Raw genomic sequence first — 19,479 nt, forward strand, 5'->3', positions numbered from 1 at the left:
TGAGAGGAGCTTATGCAGTAACCTGTTATCATACCATCTGAGTTGGTAATATTTTTGTGATAATTTAGAAAATTTCAAGTCACAAAATATTTCCCATTTAGGAAAAAATAAATATATATGTAGTCGACTATATAAGATTACTTGATTAATTTGCGATAAAAATGCCAAAAATCATGACAAAAAAATGTTATTACTAAAACGACATATAGAATTGATAGTTGGTAGAATTTTACCAAGATAACCAAAATTGATAATAATATTATTATGCCAAGAAAAGAACAAGGATGGGTAACATTTCAAACCTCAGAGGACGAGCGAAAGATTCTGGAGGAGTTCTGCGAACAGTCTCAACGCACCAAGACTGAGATTCTGCGGGAACTCGTGCGTAGTCTCAATCAGCACTCATCAGCCCCAATATCACCACCAACTCAGCAGCCAAAACAGGAAGATACCTACACTCAAAAGCCTGAGATAGAAAGTAGTATTCAAAAGAAATCATTAAAAGTTAGCTCTCGGAATATTCTTAAAGGTGTCGTTAAAAGGGTTGTTTATGGAGCAGTTAATAGTGAGGTAACTCTAGAGATTATTCACAGAGTAGAATTAACCTCGATTATCACCAGAGCTTCCGCAGAAGAGTTGGAACTATCGGAGGGAAAAGAAGCTTATGCAGTCATTAAATCAAACGATATTGTCATTGCTAGAGAATAGAAATACTTGATTCTGGGCGTTGGATATTCAAAGATTTTTGATTTTGGAGAACTGCAAGATAAATTGAGTATATATAGTTGATACGATGTCTTTGACGGGTTACGCCTACGCAGATCGGAAGTTAGTATCAACTAGCAATGAAAATTGCGTAGTTATTAATCTAGTATGATGTTTGTTCTGCTTGCTGCCATAGAAGACTTGACAAAAAAATTGGGATTTTGCGTAGGCGTAGCCCGTCGTAGACATCGCTTATGCAAGTAGTGTGAATAGGCTAAGTGTAATTCTGCTAAAGTTAGAATTAACTTTTTGACGTGCAAAGTCAAGTTTTTGTCTAAGTTTAGCTGGCCTGAGATATTGCACTTTTGAGATCATATATCTATCTAAAGATATAAATCATTGGTGAAAAATGAACATAACCCGGAAATATGGAAGAAGATATGGGGACTTCTATGTGCGTCTCCCCATCTCTGCGTCTTTTTTGACGGCGTTCTCTTCACTAAAGTTTTCTGATTTCGAGTGGTGTTAATTCTTTGAGTACGGTAAACCGTATTTGCTGATTAGTTCCCAAAGATTAATTTAATTGTTAAGTTTAGTTACATAAATGAGAAAACAGTGCAACCATTGCTAGAGGAGAGAAATTATGAGAAGCGGTAGTATCTTTGACAATCAAGACAAACTGAACAACTTTGCATAGGTATAGCCCGCACTTCTCTACGAGACGCTGCGCCTAGCTTCCCCGTAGGGGTAGGGCAAGCTCAGTGACCATCGGAGACATCGCTTAGATTGGGCAAGTATACCAGCATTTTTGACCAGTCTTTAATTAAGTTTCTCAAACCGTTAAGGAATGTGAGAAGCAGGGAAAATAACCAATGCTCAATTCTCCATTCCCCTATTTAGTTTTCATTCTAAGGATTGGTAACATTTATGGCAATTAAAGAACAACCTAAATCACCTCGCTTTCGGATCATTGCTAATATATTGCTGGCAGTATCAGGACTATTCCTGCTTTTAAATTTATTCTTGCCTAATTTATTTGCTTCTGGCCCTGCTGGTGTTCCCTATAGCCTATTTATTCATCAAGTACAAGAAGGGGAAGTCAGCCGCGTTTCCGTTGGTCAAAACGAGATCCTCTACCAACTAAAAACAGAAAATGCCGAACCAGCCCAGGTGTTTGCAACAACACCAATCTTTGATTTAGAGTTACCCAAACTGCTAGAACAAAAAGGAGTTGAATTCGCTGCTACACCTCCACCCAAGAATACTTGGTTTACAACCCTCTTAAGTTGGGTGATTCCACCACTAATTTTTATTGGCATTTGGCAGTTCTTTCTCGCCCGTGGTGGTGGCGGTGGTCCTCAAGGCGCTCTCTCCATTGGTAAGAGTAAAGCTAAGGTTTACGTTGAAGGCGAATCAGCTAAAATCACCTTTGCAGATGTGGCTGGAGTAGAAGAAGCAAAAACTGAGTTAGTAGAAATTGTGGATTTCCTCAAGACTCCGGCACGGTTTACGCAAATTGGCGCTAGGATTCCCAAAGGTGTGTTATTGGTTGGTCCTCCAGGTACTGGTAAGACACTTTTAGCAAAAGCCGTAGCCGGAGAAGCGGGAGTTCCATTCTTTAGTATCTCTGGTTCGGAGTTTGTGGAACTTTTTGTCGGTGTGGGTTCTTCCAGAGTGCGAGATTTGTTTGAGCAAGCTAAAAAACAGGCTCCCTGTATTATATTCATTGATGAATTGGATGCGATCGGTAAGTCTCGTAGCAGTAACGGTTTCTACGGTGGTAATGATGAGCGAGAACAAACCCTCAACCAATTACTAACAGAGATGGATGGGTTTGCAGCTGGCGATGCAACGGTGATTGTGTTAGCAGCTACCAACCGCCCCGAAGTACTAGACCCGGCATTGCTACGTCCAGGCCGCTTTGACCGCCAAGTGTTGGTAGACCGTCCCGATTTATCTGATCGTGAAGCAATTCTCAAGATTCACGCTCAAAAGGTCAAATTAGGAGATGATGTAAATTTAAAAGCGATCGCAACTCGTACCCCCGGTTTTGCTGGTGCAGATTTAGCAAACTTGGTGAACGAAGCCGCATTATTGGCAGCTCGCAATCTCCGTCAAAGTGTTGCTCAAGAAGACTTTGCCGAAGCAATTGAGCGTGTAGTTGCCGGTTTAGAGAAAAAGAGTCGGGTAATGAACGAGACAGAGAAAAAGATAGTTGCATACCATGAAGTTGGTCACGCAATGGTCGGGGCGCTCACAACCGGAAACGGTCGGGTAGAAAAGATTTCGATTATTCCCCGTGGGATGGCAGCTTTGGGCTACACTCTGCAATTACCAACTGAAGACCGCTTTTTGATGAATGAAGAGGAACTGCGGGGTCAGATTGCAACTTTGTTGGGTGGACGTTCCGCCGAAGAGATTGTGTTTAACAGTATTACCACAGGTGCTTCCAACGATTTGCAACGAGCAACTGACTTAGCAGAACGGATGGTAACAGCTTATGGTATGAGTAAAGTCTTAGGGCCATTGGCTTATCAACAAGGACAACAAGCAGCATTCCTGGGCAATGGTGGTACTAACCCCCGACGGGCGGTGAGTGAAGAAACCTCGAAAGCGATTGATAGCGAAGTTAAGGAAATCGTGGAAACAGCCCACGAACAAGCCCTAGAGATTCTCAGACAGAATCGAGACTTGCTAGAAGCGATCGCGACTCAACTCTTAGAAACAGAGGTCATTGAAGGCGAAAAACTGCACAGTTTGTTGAGTCAAGTGAAACCTGTAGCTCATATTAATTCCTAATTACAACAAATTTCAGGTAATCCAACCATAAAGTAGGGGCGCATAGCTGTCATTGGGGTCAACTTAACGTAAACAGTTTAGTTTGCCCCTGGTGTCAGCTATGCTATATCTGCCCCATTTTGATGAATATTGTTTTCAAGCGTTCTGATACATTTTCAGGACATATCCATCCAGGCTTTTTGTTATTACACATTGTCAGGAAAATAGACTGTATTTCCTCACCTGTATAGTCAGGAAAATCTATATAAAAAGCAATACGAGATTTTAAGCCTCAATTACTATTGAGAAAAGTTTTCATCTCAAATGTAATAGCTCGTACTTATAAGGTATGGGGCAAACAGTCTTTCCCTACATCCCACACCCTATACTCCATAACCTGTTTGCGATCAATTCAACTACCTACCGAAAAGAGAACAGAGCTGATGTTAGACAACTGGTTGAGCAAAAAACAGATATGGTTGTTGCGTGGTGTAGTGATTGTGATTTTTTTGATACAAGTCGGAGCATATTTCTGGAGCAGTTACCGAGCAACGAATATCTGCAAGTTGTCGCAGCCTCATTCCCAGTATTGCGATTTGACAGTAGTGCGGAAGTTAAGTGGAGTAGCAGAAGCGATCGCCCTTTCTTCTGATGGTCACACCCTAGTGGGCGGCGGTGGCAAAAGCTTTAGCGTCTGGCATTTGCCAAGTCAGCAGCCTCAATTAACCCTCAAAGGAGACGCGAATGATATTTATGACCTTGCGCTTTCTGCTGATGGTCAGACTTTGGTGAGTGGGAGTTTAGGCAAGACCATTAAGGTGTGGAATTTAGCGACGGGAAAACTCAAATTTACTCTCAAAGGGCATTCTGAAGTTGTAAATGCACTGGTGATCACACCCAATCAGCAAACAATTGTGAGTGCCAGTTCCGACAATACCATTAAGATATGGAATTTGGCGACTGGACAATTAACAAGCACATTGGCACAAACACCGGATGCTGTAATAACTTTGGCGCTGAGTCCGGATGGCAAGACTTTGGTTAGTGGCGATTCGAGCAATCACATCACTGTATGGGATCTGGTAACTGGACGAAAGCGCACCACTTTGACTGGACATTATGGTGCAGTATCTGCTTTAGCCATTAGTCGTGACGGTCAGTTGCTCGCTAGTGGTAGTGCCAAGCAGGTAAAAGTGTGGAACCTGACAACAGAAAAATTGTTGCAGGATTTTGGGGGCTTCTATTTTCCGCAGATCACCATCGCCTTTAGTCCTGATGGGCAATCTTTAATTGCTGGTGGAGGCTATAAACCATACCGGGTGTGGAATCTGGTAACAGGAAATATGGAAGCAACTCTGCCCGATGTTAGCAACTGGTCGGGGGCAATGGTATTTAGTAGGGATGGCAAGACTTTGTTTAGTGCAACACAGGACGGAATTACGGAGTGGAAATTTCCTGCACCAAGCCACCCGTAAAAGAATGTTTGAAAAGTTATGACAGTGCAAGAACCAATTGATTAACTAAGATTTGATTTGCTCTATTTATAAGCGATTGTGCCCCATCAAATGGGAACCATGTTATGTAATTGCGTTCTTGGGCACCATGAAATTATTGCATTTTCTCAAATCCAGACCAGTCATTATAGTTTTAGCAATTGCAGTAAACATCACTGTTATTGATGTAGATTCTTCTAGTTCAAATCTTCCCATAGGCAAGAGTACAATTACTCAGTCCCAACCACAGATTCAACTTGTTCACACACTGACTGGGCATAAAAAAGTGACTTTTGGTGTTCGAGCCGTTGCGATTAGCTCAGAGGGGCAAACCCTAATTAGTGCAGGTAGAGATGATACAATTAAATTCTGGAATTTACGTACTGGGAAATTGCTGCGTAGTTTAGAAGCTCACTCAGATGGTGTCACTTCAATTGCGATTAGTCCAGATGGCAAGAGAATTGTAACTGGTGGGATAAGCACCCCAACAATGAAGGTTTGGGATTTACGCACTTTCCTTATGCTTAACAGCGACAGTGGGCATACTCAACCAGTAGAAACCGTTGCGATTAGTTCAGATGGTAAATTGATTGCTAGTGGCAGTGACGATCATACAATCAAGCTTTGGGATTTACACACGCTTAAGTTGCTTGATACCATTACTGCACACTCAGGATTTGTGAGTAAAGTTGCATTTAGCCCTGATATGCAAACCCTTGTAAGTGCTGGGGGTGGCGATGATAATACAATTAGGCTGATTGATTTGCAAACCAAAAAAACACGCCATATTCTCAAAGGGCACAAAACCGGAGTTGATGCTATTGCCATTACTCCAGATAGCAAAAAGCTTGTTACTGGTAGTTTTGGTCAGCTAGTTTCTCGAAATCGTGCGATTAGTACTCTGAAATTATGGAATCTTCAAACTGGAAAACTACTGCATGACTTTAGTGATAATTTTAATTCAGTTGAATCTCTTGTGATCAGCCCGAATGGAAAATTTCTCATCTGCGGCAATTATGATGGCAGTATTAAACTGTGGAGCTTAGAGACTTTAAAGCCGTTGCATACCTTTCAAGATGGTTCCAGTTCTGTTTTAGGGCTTGCTTTGAGCCGGGATGGTAAAACCCTTGCTAGTAGCAATGAGGATAGTACTGTACATATTTGGCAAATTAAATAACTGCATTAGCCCTATTTTTGGCACATGGGAACTTCTAAAAGGAGAAGCTGGTTAGGGATACAGAACTTAACTTTAACTATGGATATTCTCGCTCAAAAAGTACGAGTCAGGCGTTTCTTGGAAAAGTTGGCAAAAACAATGAGTCCTTAAAATTGCTTTAAGGTTTCCCATAAGGTTTTTTTAACCTACTGTTCAGTAGTGTAAAAGTTCTAGTATTCCAACCTCCCTTGTTAACTATGAGCTTAGTGTATAAATAATTTTGGCAGTTTAGTGTTTTTGGCAATTTAGAACGGTAGGGGCAGAAGCTTGACGCTGGGTATACTTAACTTCCCATCCAGGTAAATTCCACCAGACAACACGCTTTTCCGGTTGTAACCAAAAGTCTAGTTGTTTGATTAAGCCATTCTCAAAAACTAGTTTCGGGAAGGTAGGATAGTCACGATCATCACTCTCGCTATAGTTACGTCCAAGATAGTTAAAACAAGCCTTTAATCCCTGAGCAACTCCCAACTCTTCAACTCCAATGCCTTTTAAGGTCGAATTATCGTAGCTGAAGCTGCCATTGAACGATTTGCCTGCTAAGGAGCCTTTAGTGACATTAATTGTAAAGTCATAGCTAACAGTAGAGTTTTGGGCAAGACTTGTTCCAATTACGCCAGTGCTAAGAGCAGCAGTTGCAATCCCAATTGCAAATTTAGGCAATAGTTTGAGCATGGTAATATTGATCTTTGAAGTTTAGTGCTTTCGGATAATTTGTGCGTAGACGGGCAACAGTTTGTCGATAGACATCCCTTATTGGAGCGATTACCATTACCTAACTCACGTTCGGCAATGATAAAAAGCATATCACCTACTTTGATTTTGTATAGTGGGGCATCAGCAAAGTGTGGGAAGCTAATCAAGTCGTGCCAACTTCAGGGGGCAATCGCTAATCCTGGTCTTTCTGGTGCTGTATTGCCCTAGCGCGAATATATTCCGATTTGCTGGAGGAGACAGTCAAAAGCCTGTTGCAGTCGTTGGGGAAACTGAATCGGCCTTATTTGACGACTGTGGAAGAGAAATTGTTGAGTTTGATAGAGAAAGAGTACGGTGTTACAGATTAAATTCTAGAAATGCCTAACTAATTACCCCGCAAGGGGACTGAAACTTTCAAGTGCGCTAACACTAATAATCAGGGTGTTAAGTTTCCAAAACTAATTACCCCGCAAGGAGAGACAATACCGGAACTAATTGAGGGCTAGCATTCTTTTGTTGACCCCGCCAAACCCCGCAATTGTCTCCAACTTCAGCTATTGGCCATAACACCAACACGGAGAGCAATCCGCTTATATTTGTTTGCATTGTAGGGCATACCTGTATGCATAACTTGGGAGTTATCCCAAAACACAATATCTCCAGGTTGCCAAATATGGGCATAAGCTGGTGTACAGTCCAGAATCTCCCGAAACAATTCCTGCCAATACTGTTTAGCAGCTTCTGGTTTGTTTTCTAGCCCTTTGAGAATCGAAGTGTCTGAACCCAAATATAAACAATAGCGCCCAGTTACTTTGTGAGTTGAGACAATTGGATGTAATTTCCGAGGAATCTCTACCCCTGGCTGTGGGGAGATAGGTGACAGGTGATACATCGACAGTAGTCCTAATTGCTGCTGATGTTGGGGAGCGAGATTGTGGTAGGCTTCCACCATGTCGAGAAATTCAGTGGTGTGGGGCTGTCCATCCGTTCCTTTGTCCGGGATGGACACCCCATAAAGCATCACGACATAGAGGGCATTCATATCCAGTCCCTGTGTTTTAGGGAGATGGTCTTTATCGTGATGCCATTGCCAAGCAACTTTGCCGACCACCTCACCAGAAAGCCCCTTGGGATTACCTAAAATGGAGACTCCAGGACTTTGTAAGTCTGGAGCGATTTCGGGATCTAGAGGTTTGGGGCGATGACCGAGGGTTGAGTCACCAAACGTCTGGATGGCAAAGTCTTTCAACTGGGATGCCGTCAGTTTTTGCTTTCTGACAACAATAACCCCGTGTTCCCAGAGAGATTGCTTCAATTCCTCAACTTGTTGGTCTGTTATGGATGCAAGATTACAATCTCGTAGAACTTCCTTGCCCAGTCTTGAATGCTGCTGTACGGTCAACAATTTATTCATCTTAAGTAAATACCGTTTCATAATATTATTCACCTCAAGTTTCGTGCTTTACGCAAAAAACGAATCATCTTGAAGTTGGCATTACGAATTTTAAAGGTCAGCACAAGCCAGCGTATCATAGACGGCATCTGCGACTTTGAGCTTCTTCTTTGGTGGGTTAGAGGATATGGTTGCTGGTGATGGGGTGCTGAGTAAAGAAATTTGAGGATGAGAAAGTAGCGTAGGCGCAGCCCGTCGTAGACATCGCTCTTAAAGCAAAACGTAGCCAATCGATTTTCTCTCTTACTGCCGAAAGTTCTGCTGATGTGGACTATTATGAGACACTAAGCATAAGCATGAATACAATTTCATATGAACACTCGTTTATTAAAAAGTGCAAATAAATTTTAATTGTCAACTCTGTAGCTGTTGCTATTTATACCGAAACAACGAAAACTTATCGTTTTCAAGGCAATGCAAAATAGTCCAAATTTAAGCATCGATTGTGTAGACAAGCTTAAGGTACTGGCTGATGAAACCCGTTTGGCAGTTTTACAACTTTTGATTGACAGCCCAAAGCGAGTAGGAGAGATGAATGCGATTTTGCATTTGGAGCAAAGTCTGCTCTCTCATCATTTACAGGTTTTGCGTCGAGCCAAATTGGTTATGCGGGAGCGAGATGGCAAAGCATTTCTCTATCGTCTTGCCCCTCAAGTCGAAGTAGCTACAGGCAAGGCTTTAAACCTCGGCTGTTGTGTTCTCTCGTTCAACTAAAACCCGGAATATTTATAGAAGTAAAGGGAGAAGATGAAACATTCACAAATTTCGGCGATCGCAATAGGATTAGTGACAAGCATTTGGTTGCAAGGTTGTTCTCAACCTCCGCAAGCAGTCACAAATGATGCAAATAGGCTACAAGGAAAATTGGTACTTACTGGTTCAAGTACGATCGCACCATTAGCAGCAGAAATTGGCAAAAAGTTTGAATCGCAACATTCCGGTGTGCGAGTTGATGTGCAATCAGGCGGTTCTTCTCGCGGTATTACAGATGCTCGTCAAGGTGTAGCTAATGTTGGCATGGTTTCCCGTGCCTTAAAGCCTGACGAAAAAGATTTAAAAGCCTTTTCCATCGCTCGTGATGGAGTAACGGTGATTCTCCATCAGGAAAATCCCGTGCCATCCCTAACTGACAAGCAGGTTGTAGATATTTACACAGGCAAGGTAAATAACTGGAAACAGGTAGGGGGTAAGGATGGGGCAATTACAGTTGTTAATAAAGCCGAAGGACGTTCTACCCTGGAATTATTTACCCACTACTTCAAGCTAAAAAATACTGACATCAAAGCACAAGTAGTAATTGGTGATAATGAGCAAGGAATTAAAACTGTAGCTGGAAACCCAAATGCTATTGGCTATGTTTCCATTGGCTCGGCAGAAAATAGCGCCGCCAATAAAGTACCAATCAAATTGCTAGCTGTAAACGGTGTAGCAGCAACAACAGCTAATGTACAAAACGGCAGCTTTCCTATTTCTCGACCGCTTAACTTGGTTACAAAAACCGAACCCCAAGGACTGGCTAAAGAATTTATTAACTTTGCACAATCACAGCAGGTAAGTGACATTGTTAAAAAGCAAAACTTTGTCTCCATCGCCCAATGATATTTGGTTAATTTGGATACTACGAGGGTTGGCAACAATCGCCGGAGCGATCGCACTTTTAATTGTTGTCTTTCTACTTTGGGAATCCTTACCAATCTTCAGTCGTATACCACTATCCCGCTTCTTTACTGACTCCTCTTGGAACCCCACAGCAGGTTTATATAATCTCTCACCCATGTTACTGGGTACTTTCTTGGCAATGGCTGGTGCAGTGCTAATTGCTACTCCTATAGGGATTTTATCTGCTGTCTTTTGCCAATTCTATGCCCCGCCAATGGTAGCTCAACTCTATCGCCGCCTCATTGAATTATTAGCAGGGATTCCTTCTGTAGTTTATGGCTTTTGGGGATTAGTCGTGCTGGTTCCTCTGATTGGAAAAATTCATCCACCAGGGCCAAGCCTATTAGCAGGAATAGCAATTTTGGCGGTGATGATTCTGCCAACAGTCGCCCTTGTAGCCGATGCTAGCCTCGAAAAAGTTCCCACCTCTTACATTCAAGGTGCGGCTGCACTAGGGTTATCACGTTGGACAACAATCTGCACAGTAGTTTTTGCATCAGCCAAATCAGGGTTATTTACAGGCTTAATTTTAGGGACAGGTCGTGCCATTGGTGAAACAATGGCAATTTTGATGGTATGCGGCAATGTGGTACAGACTCCCAAAAGCTTATTTGACCCCATCCGCACACTCACAGCCAATATTGCTTTAGAAATGGCCTATGCCACAGGGGATCACCGTAGTGCGCTTTTTGTCAGTGGTTTGATATTGATGGGAATGATTGTAGTCTTAGTGGCGATCGCTGAAGTTATCAGTCAAGGCAAATGGCAGAGATAAAACAAATCAAAGATAATCGTATCACTCCCAGAGAGTGGCTAGCAACCAGCTTAGTTTGGGCAACAGCCGCCCTCGTTACCGCCATCTTTTTATGGATAGTCAGCGATATCCTCTGGCACGGTATGGGATATTTATCTTGGGAATTTCTGATTAGTGAACCAGAAAATGCGGGTAGAGAAGGTGGAATTGCCAGTATTCTCGTTTCCACCATTTTAATTATTGGTGTATGTATGACGGTTTGCCTGCCCGTTGGTGTTGGTACAGCAGTTTTACTAGCAGAATTTACTCCTAGTGATAGTTGGTTCGCTAGATTAGTGCGCCGCAGTCTAGATGTACTTGCTGGTGTACCTTCGATTGTCTTCGGGTTGTTTGGTAACGTCTTGTTTTGCAAAATTTTAGGGCTGGGGTTTTCCATTCTTTCAGGCGGACTCACACTAGCGTGTATGGTGCTACCAATCTTGATTCGCTCTACAGAGGAAGGATTTTTAGCGGTTCCTAATGAGTACAGATTAGGAGCCGCCGCTCTTGGCTTTTCGCGCACAACCACAATATTTCAGATATTATTACCTGCTGCTGTTCCTGGTTTAGTTGTGGGATTTGTGCTTGGCGTTGGTCGGGCTATTGCAGAAACTGCGGCTTTAATTTTTACTAGCGGTTACGTAGACCGAATGCCTCAATCACTCCTCGATTCTGGACGTACCCTTTCGGTTCATATTTTTGATCTCTCAATGAACGTTTCAGGAGGAGATAAGAGTGCTTATGCTAGTGCATCGGTTTTGCTATTACTACTGCTGTTGATTAATGGCACAGCAGCTTGGATTGCACGACGTTGGTTACACAGCAGAGTTATTTCTGGATGAGGACTGGTGGATATAGAGCAATACGCTTGGGTTAAGGCTTTACTCTTTGTCAAAGTGAATTTTTTTAACGAACCGCAAAGGACGCAAAGGACACGAAGGAAGAGAACGAAGAGAAGAAAGATGTTTAGGGACTTCCAAATAAAAAAATACTCAAAAAACTCTCTCCTCCTTATTCCTCTGTGTCTCTGTGGTTCGTTTATTTGGATAATTTATTTCTTGGAAGTCCCTTAACTCAACTGTATTGGGATATAAAGGAGGACATCTTGGCAATTACTGAACCGTTGATTCAAATTGAGAACTTAACTCTGCAATATGCACAAAAAACTGCGCTTGCTAATGTCAACTTAGCTGTCAATGCCGGAGAAATTTTGGCTTTGGTTGGGCCTTCTGGTTGTGGAAAAACTAGCTTGCTCAGTTGTCTCAACCGCCTCAGCGATATGATTCCCAAGTGTCGAGTTCAGGGAAGAATCCGCATTGGTAATCTAGAAGTGGTAAATTCCAAAATCAATGTCATCGCCTTGCGGCGTCAAGTCGGCATGATTTTTCAAAAACCCAATCCCTTTCCTTTCTCAATATGGCAAAATCTGGAATTACCTTTGCGAGAGCATGGCATCCGCGATCGCCACCAAATTGATACAATTATCGAAACCAGCCTCCAAGATGTAGGGCTATGGGATGAAGTAAAAGACCGATTGCAATCTTCAGCTTTAGCTCTTTCTGGTGGGCAGCAGCAACGTTTGTGCATAGCTAGAGCTTTGGCTTTGCAGCCAGAAATCTTACTACTAGATGAACCTTGTAGTGCCCTCGACCCTATTTCCAGCAACCTTGTTGAAGATTTAATTATCAGTTTGCGCCAGCGCTATACTCTGTTAATTGTTACTCACAATCTGGCTCAAGCCAAGAGAATTGCAGATCGAGTCGCTTTATTTTGGGTACAAGACGGCATTGGACAACTGATTGAATCAGGTACTGTAGAGCAGGTTTTTAATCATCCTCAACATCCTTTAACAGTTGCTTATGTAACTGGTGCCAGGGGTTGAGTAAGATTGCGGTCTTTGGGATCAAATTAATAACATCAAAATACTCAAAATTGCTAACCATGCCATTGTAGTTGTTAACGCAGAGTGGAAGTCAAGCGTTACGCGTCATTGGTAATTGATTCAAATACAGAGGATCGCTTTGTCAACTAAATTCGTCAGGATTAGTCGAACAGACTACTAGACGGCAATCATTTAAAAGTACATTAAGTTCCTGTACAGCTTTCAAGGGATTTTTAAAAGTAAACATAGATGCGATCGCAGCTTCATAAGGATTTCTGCCTGTTCTTTTGACGGCGGCTAACGCATCTTTATTGGAGAATCCCCGAATACTAACCAACCATGCAGCTAGCACATGACCAGTGCGACCAATACCACCCGAACAGTGTACAACTACTTTTTCACTTTGTTTGTCTGCTGCTACTAAAAAAGGAATTATTCTTTGGGTGAGCATTTCTAAATTAACGAATTGAAAATCTATAATCGGTGCCCAACAAACTTGCTGCTCACAAAATTCTTGTTGATATATGCCTAAAAGATTTGAGTAACGAGTTAGTTGCTTTTGGGGGAGAAGACAGCAGACTCGTTGGATATTTTGTTTTTTCATGAACTCAATCCAATCAGATACCTGTTGATTGGAGTAACCAGGTCTGGAAGCACCAAATACAATCGGTTCATCTTCCCAAGCGGCAGCAAACTTGTATGTATTTCTAGTCATTTGTTCCGATGCCTGTGGGTTGTGTTTATCCATTAAGATAAGGAATTTATTTTTGTCTTCCTCCTGAGACTGGTTCATTACTTCACCTCCCTACTAATAAGTTTTCATCAATAATGTCAACCCAGTTTAAACGATCTCCTCAATCAAATGGTTGTTGGGAAATATAGCTCGCTACAGTTAGCGATCGCTGGAATTATGAGCCTTTTTTTAGTATGGCTCATAGTCCAGAGTCCTCAAATTTAGAGTCTAAAAATTTCAGCAATTTAGCTTAAAGGTTTCTGAGCTTGAATTTTGTCAAAAATAGCACCTTCACTAAAAAATTTCTGCCCTATACTGTTCCAGCCTCCTAAATCCTGAACTTTCAATAAAGTTTTAATTTGAGGAAAATCGCTACTAAGTTGTTTTGCGATCGCAGTATCAACAGGACGAAACCCTATTTTGGCAAATTCTCTTTGTACCTCTGGAGTGTAGAGATATTGGACAAATGCTTCTGCAACTTTTCGAGTAGCGTGTTGTTCAACATTTTTATCTACTACAGCAATAGGATTTTCAATAGAGATATTGACATCAGGGACAACATACGAAAACTTTTCGCCCTTTTGTTTTGATAGGATCATTTCGTTTTCATAATTGAGTAAGGCATCACTCTGACCTTGTTTAAAGAACAATTCACTGGCATTGTGAGCAGTCTTGGGCTGCAAGGGTACATTTTTATAGACCTTGGAAATAAAATCTAATGCCTGACTCTCATTATTGCTAGTTTTTGTGGCGAAACCCCACAAACTCAGAAAATTCCAGCGCGCACCACCTGATGTTTTCGGGTTCGCTGTTATCACACTCACACCAGGGCGTGCTAAATCTGACCAAGTTTTAATATTTTTGGGATTACCCTCACGAGTAGCAATTGCAACTACAGATTGGGTCACAATTGCATTATTTGGCGCTTCTTTTTCCCAGGCGGGTTGAATAAAACCTTTCTGAACAAGTTTCTCAATATCAAGGGCTAGTGATAGGTGTACTACATCAGCCTCTAAACCATCAATTACATTTAGGGTTTGAGAACCAGACCCATCATAACTTTGAGTAAAAGTCAGATTTTGGTTATGCTCTTTTTTCCACTTATCTACGAATTTGGGAATGATCTGCTCGTATGCGTCTTTTGTCACCGAATAGGAAACAAACGTTAGCTTGACATCACCAACAGAAGTGGCCTTAGTATCACCAGTCTTATCAACGTTAACACCAGAGCAAGCCGTCATGACTAGACTGACGCTGATTCCCACCAAAAATAAGGATATAAACCACCAGTGTCTTATAGCTTGCCAAAGCTTGACAATATAAGAGCGATCTGGCTTCGTTATGTAGCTATGGTATTTTTTGATACTCAAAATTTCCCCTTTAGGTAATAAATGCGGTATTCCGCGCGATTTACTGTAGTTTAAAGGTATTATAAGGTAGTTCCTGAAATTACATAACCTTTTATTAACCTAAATTTAAACAAGTTGTAGATTATGTACTGAAAGAGGCTTACTGTTGCCAAAATGAGAGCCTTATTCGTACCTGTTTACGATTGCGGAAGCGAAGGATGGTTGTTAATGTTCTTACTTTTGATTTTTAGCAAACAGGATCGAATTTGGTACAACCGCCCAAATCCACGCCGACTCAAAACATCAAATAGCGATCGCAGAACTAACAGTGACAGTTGTGACGCTATTCTTAGTGCTAGGGGCAGACACTCTATTCAAGCTGTAAATCTTTTAATTAAAGTTAGCAAAGCTGTTGTTAGCTAACGCACATCTGGGCGCAGAGCTATAAAATATTGTAATGAGCGCGATCGCATCAAAGGCTGTCCCTTCTGCCTTTTTTCGGTCAAGTTTACACCTCTACCTGTTTGATCTCTGCATCTGTTGCTTGGTCTATTTCTATAAACTTTGGCCCAGCAATGAGAACTATCACCATCATTAATAGACTCGTCACCATGATGATGCTGACTACGCTGGGATCTTCAAAATTACTCGTAGCTACTAATAATGCTGCGGCAAAATTGCGTTGGGCTGTTCCGACTCCTAGTACTCTTTGAGTATCAATGTCAGGCCCACCTAAAAGATAACCGACGCTAAAGGAGAATATAATAAATATCGCACAAACAAAGATTGCACCTGTTTTTAATAAGCTAATGATATCGTTGGTGTGAATGAAGAGTCTGACTACTAGACCAAAAAGTAATCCAATACTAGATAATTTGAATAAAATTGGCTGGATAATAGGAGCGATCGCAGCAAATTTAGCTTTGATAAATAATCCCATCACTAACGGACTAACCATCAGCAACAATAAGGGTTTGGCAATGTCCCAAGAGTTGATTTGCACACCTTGCACTACTAAAGGTAGTACAATCGGCATATAAAAAATAGTGCCCAGCATCAGCAACATCATTAATCCCACAGAAAAAGCTATATTGCCCTTGACTATTTGAGCAAGTTTAGGCAAAGCTGGCGGGCCTGATGCTACTGCCATAATTAGTAAACCATCTCTAATTGGTTCTTTTAGAGGTACTACTTGTACTAGCAAATAAACAAAAACTGGCACCAATACAAAATTTGTTAGTAAAGACAAGATGACGAGTCGAGGGCTGCGGAGTGGTTTCCAAATCTGTTGTACTGTTAAACCTAAACCTGCACCCAACATAGTGCAAACAATGAATGTGAAAAGTGCAAGTTTGTCGATTATTACTAAAATTTCATTCATGATTTAATTATTTGTCAAAATAAATATCTAGTTGGGATAGGGAACAGGGGACAGTAAATTAATCCAAAGATTCGAGTTGTATTGAAGCCCATTCCCTATTCCCTATTTCCTATTACTTCAACTCCAGGCTGACTTGCTGTAAGTTACCAGTAAAGGCAAACGGGACTTGATAAGTATCAACAACGGCAGTACCTGTATCTCTGCCAACATCAAAGGTTTCATCTAGGGCTAAACGGTAAGCAATGGTTTTTTCCACACGTCCTTCGGCTACCTGTTGGTCATTGATGAATAGTTTGCCGATTCCGCCTGCACCTACAGCGCCACCGTCATAATCAAAGTTGAAACGAAGTGTAGATTTACCGGAGGGCAATTTTTCTCTTGATTGGATGATGTAGCGGGCAGTATTGGCGTAGTTGTAGACATAGGTAGGCTTGCCATCCTCAAGGAAAAAACTCCAACCAGCAAAGCGTCCGCCTTGGGTCAAAAGGACACCCTCTGCCCCACTTTCAGGAATTTCTACATTAGCTGTGATGCTGAAAGATTTATTTTTCAGGTTTGGGGCGCTACCTTCTGGGATGCCGAATGTACCTGGATAATAGGTGAAAGTTGTGCGTCCTCTGGTGAGGCTGGGGCGAATTTTAACATCAAATCTTTCAGCGATGCGATCGTCTAATGGTAATACTTGGTGCTTGCGGGCTTCCTTTAAAAACAACTTTTGCAGTTTTTCTAGCTTGTCTGGGTTTTCCTTTGCTAGGTTGTTCGCTTCGCTAAAATCTTCTGTAATGTTGTACAGTTCCCACTCATCTGTATCAAAGCTACCTTTGACAGTTCGTTCCCAAGGTAAGCGACCGTGACGCGCTGCCGCTACCCAACCTTCATCGTAAATGGCTCGGTTGCCCAACATCTCGAAATACTGAGTTTGACGATGAGAGGGAGCATCAGGGCGATCGAAGGTATAAACAAGGCTAGTACCTTCGATTGGTTGTTGCTTAACACCATTCACTTCTTTAGGAGCGGTAATTCCCGCTACTTCTAAAATGGTGGGTGCAATATCAATTACATGATGGAATTGGCTACGAATGCCACCTTGGTCTTTAATATTTGCGCCCAAAGAAATCACCAAAGGGTTACGAGTTCCGCCAAAGTGAGAGGCGATTTGCTTTGTCCATTGGAAGGGAGTGTTGACTGCCCAAGCCCAAGCCGCCGGAAAATGGTTAAATGTTTTGGGACTACCTAAGTCATTATATGCAGCTAGCAGTTGTTGCAGATTTTCGGGTACACCGTTGAAGACTTGGAGTTCGTTGACGCTGCCTGTTAAACCGCCTTCTGCACTAGCACCATTGTCTCCAACAATGTAAATGACTAGGGTGTTATCCAATTCACCAAGTTGGTCAACGGCATCAATCAGCCTGCCTACTTCATAATCTGTATGACCTAAAAATCCAGCAAATACCTCGGCCATGTGGGCATAGAGTTTTTGCTGTTCTGCTGTGAGGGAATCCCAAGCTGGTAGTTCTTGGGGGCGAGGAGTGAGTTGGGTATTGGCAGGAATTACACCCAGTTGTTTTTGACGGGCAAAGATTTCTTCGCGTAATTTATCCCAGCCTTGGTCAAATTTGCCTTTGTATTTATCAATCCAAGCTTTGGGGGCGTGGTGCGGTGCGTGGGTGGCTCCAGTGGCGAGATAGGCGAAAAAGGGTTTTTCAGGAGCAATGGATTTTTGGTTGCGAATCCAGGCGATCGCATGGTCTACTAAATCAGGAGTCAGGTGATAATCTGGCTTGTTGGTTGGTTTCTCGACTCGCCTAGTATTTTCTACTAAGGCAGGACTCCACTGATTAGTATCACCGCCAAGAAAGCCGTAAAAGTACTCAAATCCTAACCCTGTAGGCCAGCGATCGAAAGGCCCGGCGGCACTCGTTTCATAGTCTGGGGTATTGTGCCATTTACCGAAAGCTGCTGTGTTATAGCCATTTTGTCGTAGTATTTCAGCAACGGTGGCGGCACTTTTAGGCAAAATTGTTGTGTAGCCAGGATAACCTGTAGCTAATTCCTCAACGACCCCTGTATTAACTGAATGGTGATTGCGTCCAGTTAACAAAGCTGCCCTGGTAGGCGAACACAGGGCTGTGGTGTGGAATTGGTTATAGCGTAATCCTCTTTCGGCTAGGCGCGTCAAATTTGGAGTGTCCACCGGGCCGCCAAAAGTACCCGCTTGTCCAAAGCCCACATCATCTAGGATCGCTAGCAAGACATTGGGTGCTTTGGCTGGGGCAGTTATGGGTTGAGGAAAGTCTGGTTGTGATTCTTTGTAGGTGAGGCCGATTTTACCTTTGAACTCTGGCAAAGGAACGGGTAAAACTTGCGATGTAGCTGCTAGGGCGGGGCCATTGACCATCAACAAAGTGATGAGCAAAGATAAAGCGATCGCCTTTGCAATTTCTGGAAACAAATTCCAGTGCTTGGATTCAAACTTCATTCTTCATCCTTTCTATAGTCAGGTTTTTCACTAAGCGAAATCCGATATGGGTAGTTCCCGTGTCGGGGGCTTGAGATTCTCGCGCTGCTGGGCGGAAGCGGCTGCAATAGTTGATAGCACACAAATAAGAGCCACCTTTGATTACGTGTAGAGCGTTTTCGGTGGGTTTGTTGGGGTCAAAACTTTGTTCTGGGCCTTTTGGATTGACACTGTGGTTTTTTTGGTTGTGTCCTGGACGAAACCAATCGGAGGTCAATTCCCAGACGTTACCTGTAATGTCATACAGACCATAACCATTTGGCGGAAAGGAACCAACTGGGGCAATACCTGCGTAACCATCGCTTTTGGTGTTGAAAAAGGGAAAAATTCCTTGCCAGGTGTTAGCTTTTTTCTCAGAGTACTGGTTGCCCCAGGCATAAGTTGCAGCATCTAACCCACCACGGGCGGCGTATTCCCACTGGGTTTCGGTGGGTAAGGATTTTCCTGCCCATTGAGCGTAAGCTACAGCATCTTCGTAGGCAATATGAACGACTGGATAATTATCTTGATGCGTGATGCCTGCGGTGGTCACTGAGCTTTGTCGAAGTGGGGGCTGTGCGATCGCACTTTCTCTTCCAAATGGATGTCGCCAATTCGCCCCAGTCTGCCAATGCCACCAACTCAGTTGTTTTGCTCCTGGTTTTGCGATTTCAAACACCAAAGAACCCGGCAATCTCTGCTCATCTGGCAAGTCGGGAAACTGTTCTTTTGGTAAAGGGCGCTCTGCACAGGGCAAACGCATCTTATTTACTAATAAAAACTAAGAAAGATTGCAAAATGATATAGATAATTGCAAAAATTGATGTAACGATAAGCAAACTAA

General features: G+C 42.5%; 16 protein-coding genes. 9 read left to right on the forward strand and 7 right to left on the reverse strand.

Annotated features, from left to right (window positions below):
• Positions 1-264 precede the first annotated feature (264 nt).
• The 4 genes from V7K50_RS14420 to V7K50_RS14435 all read left to right on the forward strand — a co-directional run bounded on the left by V7K50_RS14420 (position 265) and on the right by V7K50_RS14435 (position 6,153).
• Positions 265-708: a TOBE domain-containing protein gene (locus V7K50_RS14420; protein ID WP_334961056.1), complete on the forward strand. Its 444-nt coding sequence runs from the start codon at positions 265-267 to the stop codon at positions 706-708.
• A 924-nt stretch (positions 709-1,632) separates the two neighbouring features.
• Positions 1,633-3,504: an ATP-dependent zinc metalloprotease FtsH4 gene (gene ftsH4 / locus V7K50_RS14425; protein ID WP_334961058.1), complete on the forward strand. Its 1,872-nt coding sequence runs from the start codon at positions 1,633-1,635 to the stop codon at positions 3,502-3,504.
• Positions 3,505-3,926: 422 nt separating this feature from the next.
• Positions 3,927-4,958 carry a WD40 repeat domain-containing protein gene (locus tag V7K50_RS14430; protein WP_334961060.1) on the forward strand — a complete coding sequence of 344 codons (1,032 nt, stop codon included), beginning with the start codon at positions 3,927-3,929 and terminating at the stop codon, positions 4,956-4,958.
• A 127-nt stretch (positions 4,959-5,085) separates the two neighbouring features.
• A complete protein-coding gene (locus V7K50_RS14435; protein WP_334961062.1) occupies positions 5,086-6,153 on the forward strand; it encodes a WD40 repeat domain-containing protein in 1,068 nt (355 codons plus the stop codon).
• Between the two features lie 267 nt (positions 6,154-6,420).
• Here V7K50_RS14435 and V7K50_RS14440 read toward each other — a convergent pair whose 3' ends face one another.
• Together V7K50_RS14440 and V7K50_RS14445 are read right to left on the reverse strand one after the other, a co-directional pair.
• Complete coding sequence (locus tag V7K50_RS14440; protein ID WP_334961064.1) at positions 6,421-6,867, reverse strand: hypothetical protein; 447 nt, start codon at positions 6,865-6,867, stop codon at positions 6,421-6,423.
• Between the two features lie 571 nt (positions 6,868-7,438).
• Positions 7,439-8,323 carry a TauD/TfdA dioxygenase family protein gene (locus V7K50_RS14445; protein WP_334961066.1) on the reverse strand — a complete coding sequence of 295 codons (885 nt, stop codon included), beginning with the start codon at positions 8,321-8,323 and terminating at the stop codon, positions 7,439-7,441.
• A gap of 432 nt (positions 8,324-8,755) precedes the next feature.
• Here V7K50_RS14445 and V7K50_RS14450 point away from each other — a divergent pair, with 432 nt between their 5' ends.
• The 5 genes from V7K50_RS14450 to V7K50_RS14470 all read left to right on the forward strand — a co-directional run bounded on the left by V7K50_RS14450 (position 8,756) and on the right by V7K50_RS14470 (position 12,675).
• A complete protein-coding gene (locus tag V7K50_RS14450; protein WP_334961068.1) occupies positions 8,756-9,055 on the forward strand; it encodes an ArsR/SmtB family transcription factor in 300 nt (99 codons plus the stop codon).
• 33 nt (positions 9,056-9,088) lie between these two features.
• Entirely contained in the window at positions 9,089-9,940 is an 852-nt protein-coding gene (locus tag V7K50_RS14455) for a phosphate ABC transporter substrate-binding protein (RefSeq protein WP_334961070.1), read from the forward strand.
• Entirely contained in the window at positions 9,897-10,775 is an 879-nt protein-coding gene (pstC, locus tag V7K50_RS14460) for a phosphate ABC transporter permease subunit PstC (RefSeq protein WP_334961072.1), read from the forward strand. Before V7K50_RS14455 ends, pstC begins: the two co-directional genes overlap by 44 nt.
• The gene (pstA, locus tag V7K50_RS14465) at positions 10,763-11,635 is read left to right on the forward strand and encodes a phosphate ABC transporter permease PstA (protein ID WP_334961074.1); all 873 of its coding nucleotides are present in this window, start codon (positions 10,763-10,765) and stop codon (positions 11,633-11,635) included. The genes pstC and pstA overlap by 13 nt, the downstream gene beginning before the upstream one ends.
• 263 nt (positions 11,636-11,898) lie before the next feature.
• Positions 11,899-12,675 carry a phosphate ABC transporter ATP-binding protein gene (locus V7K50_RS14470; RefSeq protein ID WP_334961076.1) on the forward strand — a complete coding sequence of 259 codons (777 nt, stop codon included), beginning with the start codon at positions 11,899-11,901 and terminating at the stop codon, positions 12,673-12,675.
• A gap of 142 nt (positions 12,676-12,817) precedes the next feature.
• On the opposite strand, the gene V7K50_RS14475 is transcribed toward V7K50_RS14470, so the two are convergent.
• The 5 genes from V7K50_RS14475 to V7K50_RS14495 form a co-directional block, all read right to left on the reverse strand.
• On the reverse strand, positions 12,818-13,468 hold the full coding sequence (locus tag V7K50_RS14475; protein WP_334961078.1) for a protein-tyrosine phosphatase family protein: 651 nt from the start codon (positions 13,466-13,468) through the stop codon (positions 12,818-12,820).
• Positions 13,469-13,653: 185 nt separating this feature from the next.
• Positions 13,654-14,772 (reverse strand): sulfate ABC transporter substrate-binding protein, encoded by a 1,119-nt coding sequence (locus V7K50_RS14480; protein ID WP_442944596.1) that lies wholly within the window; start codon positions 14,770-14,772, stop codon positions 13,654-13,656.
• A gap of 493 nt (positions 14,773-15,265) precedes the next feature.
• Positions 15,266-16,138: a bile acid:sodium symporter family protein gene (locus V7K50_RS14485; RefSeq protein WP_334961080.1), complete on the reverse strand. Its 873-nt coding sequence runs from the start codon at positions 16,136-16,138 to the stop codon at positions 15,266-15,268.
• A gap of 112 nt (positions 16,139-16,250) precedes the next feature.
• Positions 16,251-18,617 (reverse strand): arylsulfatase, encoded by a 2,367-nt coding sequence (locus V7K50_RS14490; RefSeq protein WP_334961082.1) that lies wholly within the window; start codon positions 18,615-18,617, stop codon positions 16,251-16,253.
• Positions 18,607-19,398 (reverse strand): SUMF1/EgtB/PvdO family nonheme iron enzyme, encoded by a 792-nt coding sequence (locus V7K50_RS14495; protein ID WP_334961084.1) that lies wholly within the window; start codon positions 19,396-19,398, stop codon positions 18,607-18,609. The genes V7K50_RS14490 and V7K50_RS14495 overlap by 11 nt, the downstream gene beginning before the upstream one ends.
• Positions 19,399-19,479: the final 81 nt, after the last annotated feature.

It is taken from the genome of Nostoc sp., assembly GCF_036917135.1.
Classification (GTDB): domain Bacteria; phylum Cyanobacteriota; class Cyanobacteriia; order Cyanobacteriales; family Nostocaceae; genus Nostoc.

Bases quoted from the DNA above. Each gene is read 5' to 3' on its own strand.
- V7K50_RS14420 (WP_334961056.1), top strand. From the start codon at position 265: ATGCCAAGAAAAGAACAAGGATGGGTAACATTTCAAACCTCAGAGGAC.
- ftsH4 (WP_334961058.1), top strand. From the start codon at position 1,633: ATGGCAATTAAAGAACAACCTAAATCACCTCGCTTTCGGATCATTGCT.
- V7K50_RS14430 (WP_334961060.1), top strand. From the start codon at position 3,927: ATGTTAGACAACTGGTTGAGCAAAAAACAGATATGGTTGTTGCGTGGT.
- V7K50_RS14435 (WP_334961062.1), top strand. From the start codon at position 5,086: ATGAAATTATTGCATTTTCTCAAATCCAGACCAGTCATTATAGTTTTA.
- V7K50_RS14440 (WP_334961064.1), bottom strand. From the start codon at position 6,867: ATGCTCAAACTATTGCCTAAATTTGCAATTGGGATTGCAACTGCTGCT.
- V7K50_RS14445 (WP_334961066.1), bottom strand. From the start codon at position 8,323: ATGAAACGGTATTTACTTAAGATGAATAAATTGTTGACCGTACAGCAG.
- V7K50_RS14450 (WP_334961068.1), top strand. From the start codon at position 8,756: ATGCAAAATAGTCCAAATTTAAGCATCGATTGTGTAGACAAGCTTAAG.
- V7K50_RS14455 (WP_334961070.1), top strand. From the start codon at position 9,089: ATGAAACATTCACAAATTTCGGCGATCGCAATAGGATTAGTGACAAGC.
- pstA (WP_334961074.1), top strand. From the start codon at position 10,763: ATGGCAGAGATAAAACAAATCAAAGATAATCGTATCACTCCCAGAGAG.
- V7K50_RS14475 (WP_334961078.1), bottom strand. From the start codon at position 13,468: ATGAACCAGTCTCAGGAGGAAGACAAAAATAAATTCCTTATCTTAATG.
- V7K50_RS14485 (WP_334961080.1), bottom strand. From the start codon at position 16,138: ATGAATGAAATTTTAGTAATAATCGACAAACTTGCACTTTTCACATTC.
- V7K50_RS14490 (WP_334961082.1), bottom strand. From the start codon at position 18,617: ATGAAGTTTGAATCCAAGCACTGGAATTTGTTTCCAGAAATTGCAAAG.
- V7K50_RS14495 (WP_334961084.1), bottom strand. From the start codon at position 19,398: ATGCGTTTGCCCTGTGCAGAGCGCCCTTTACCAAAAGAACAGTTTCCC.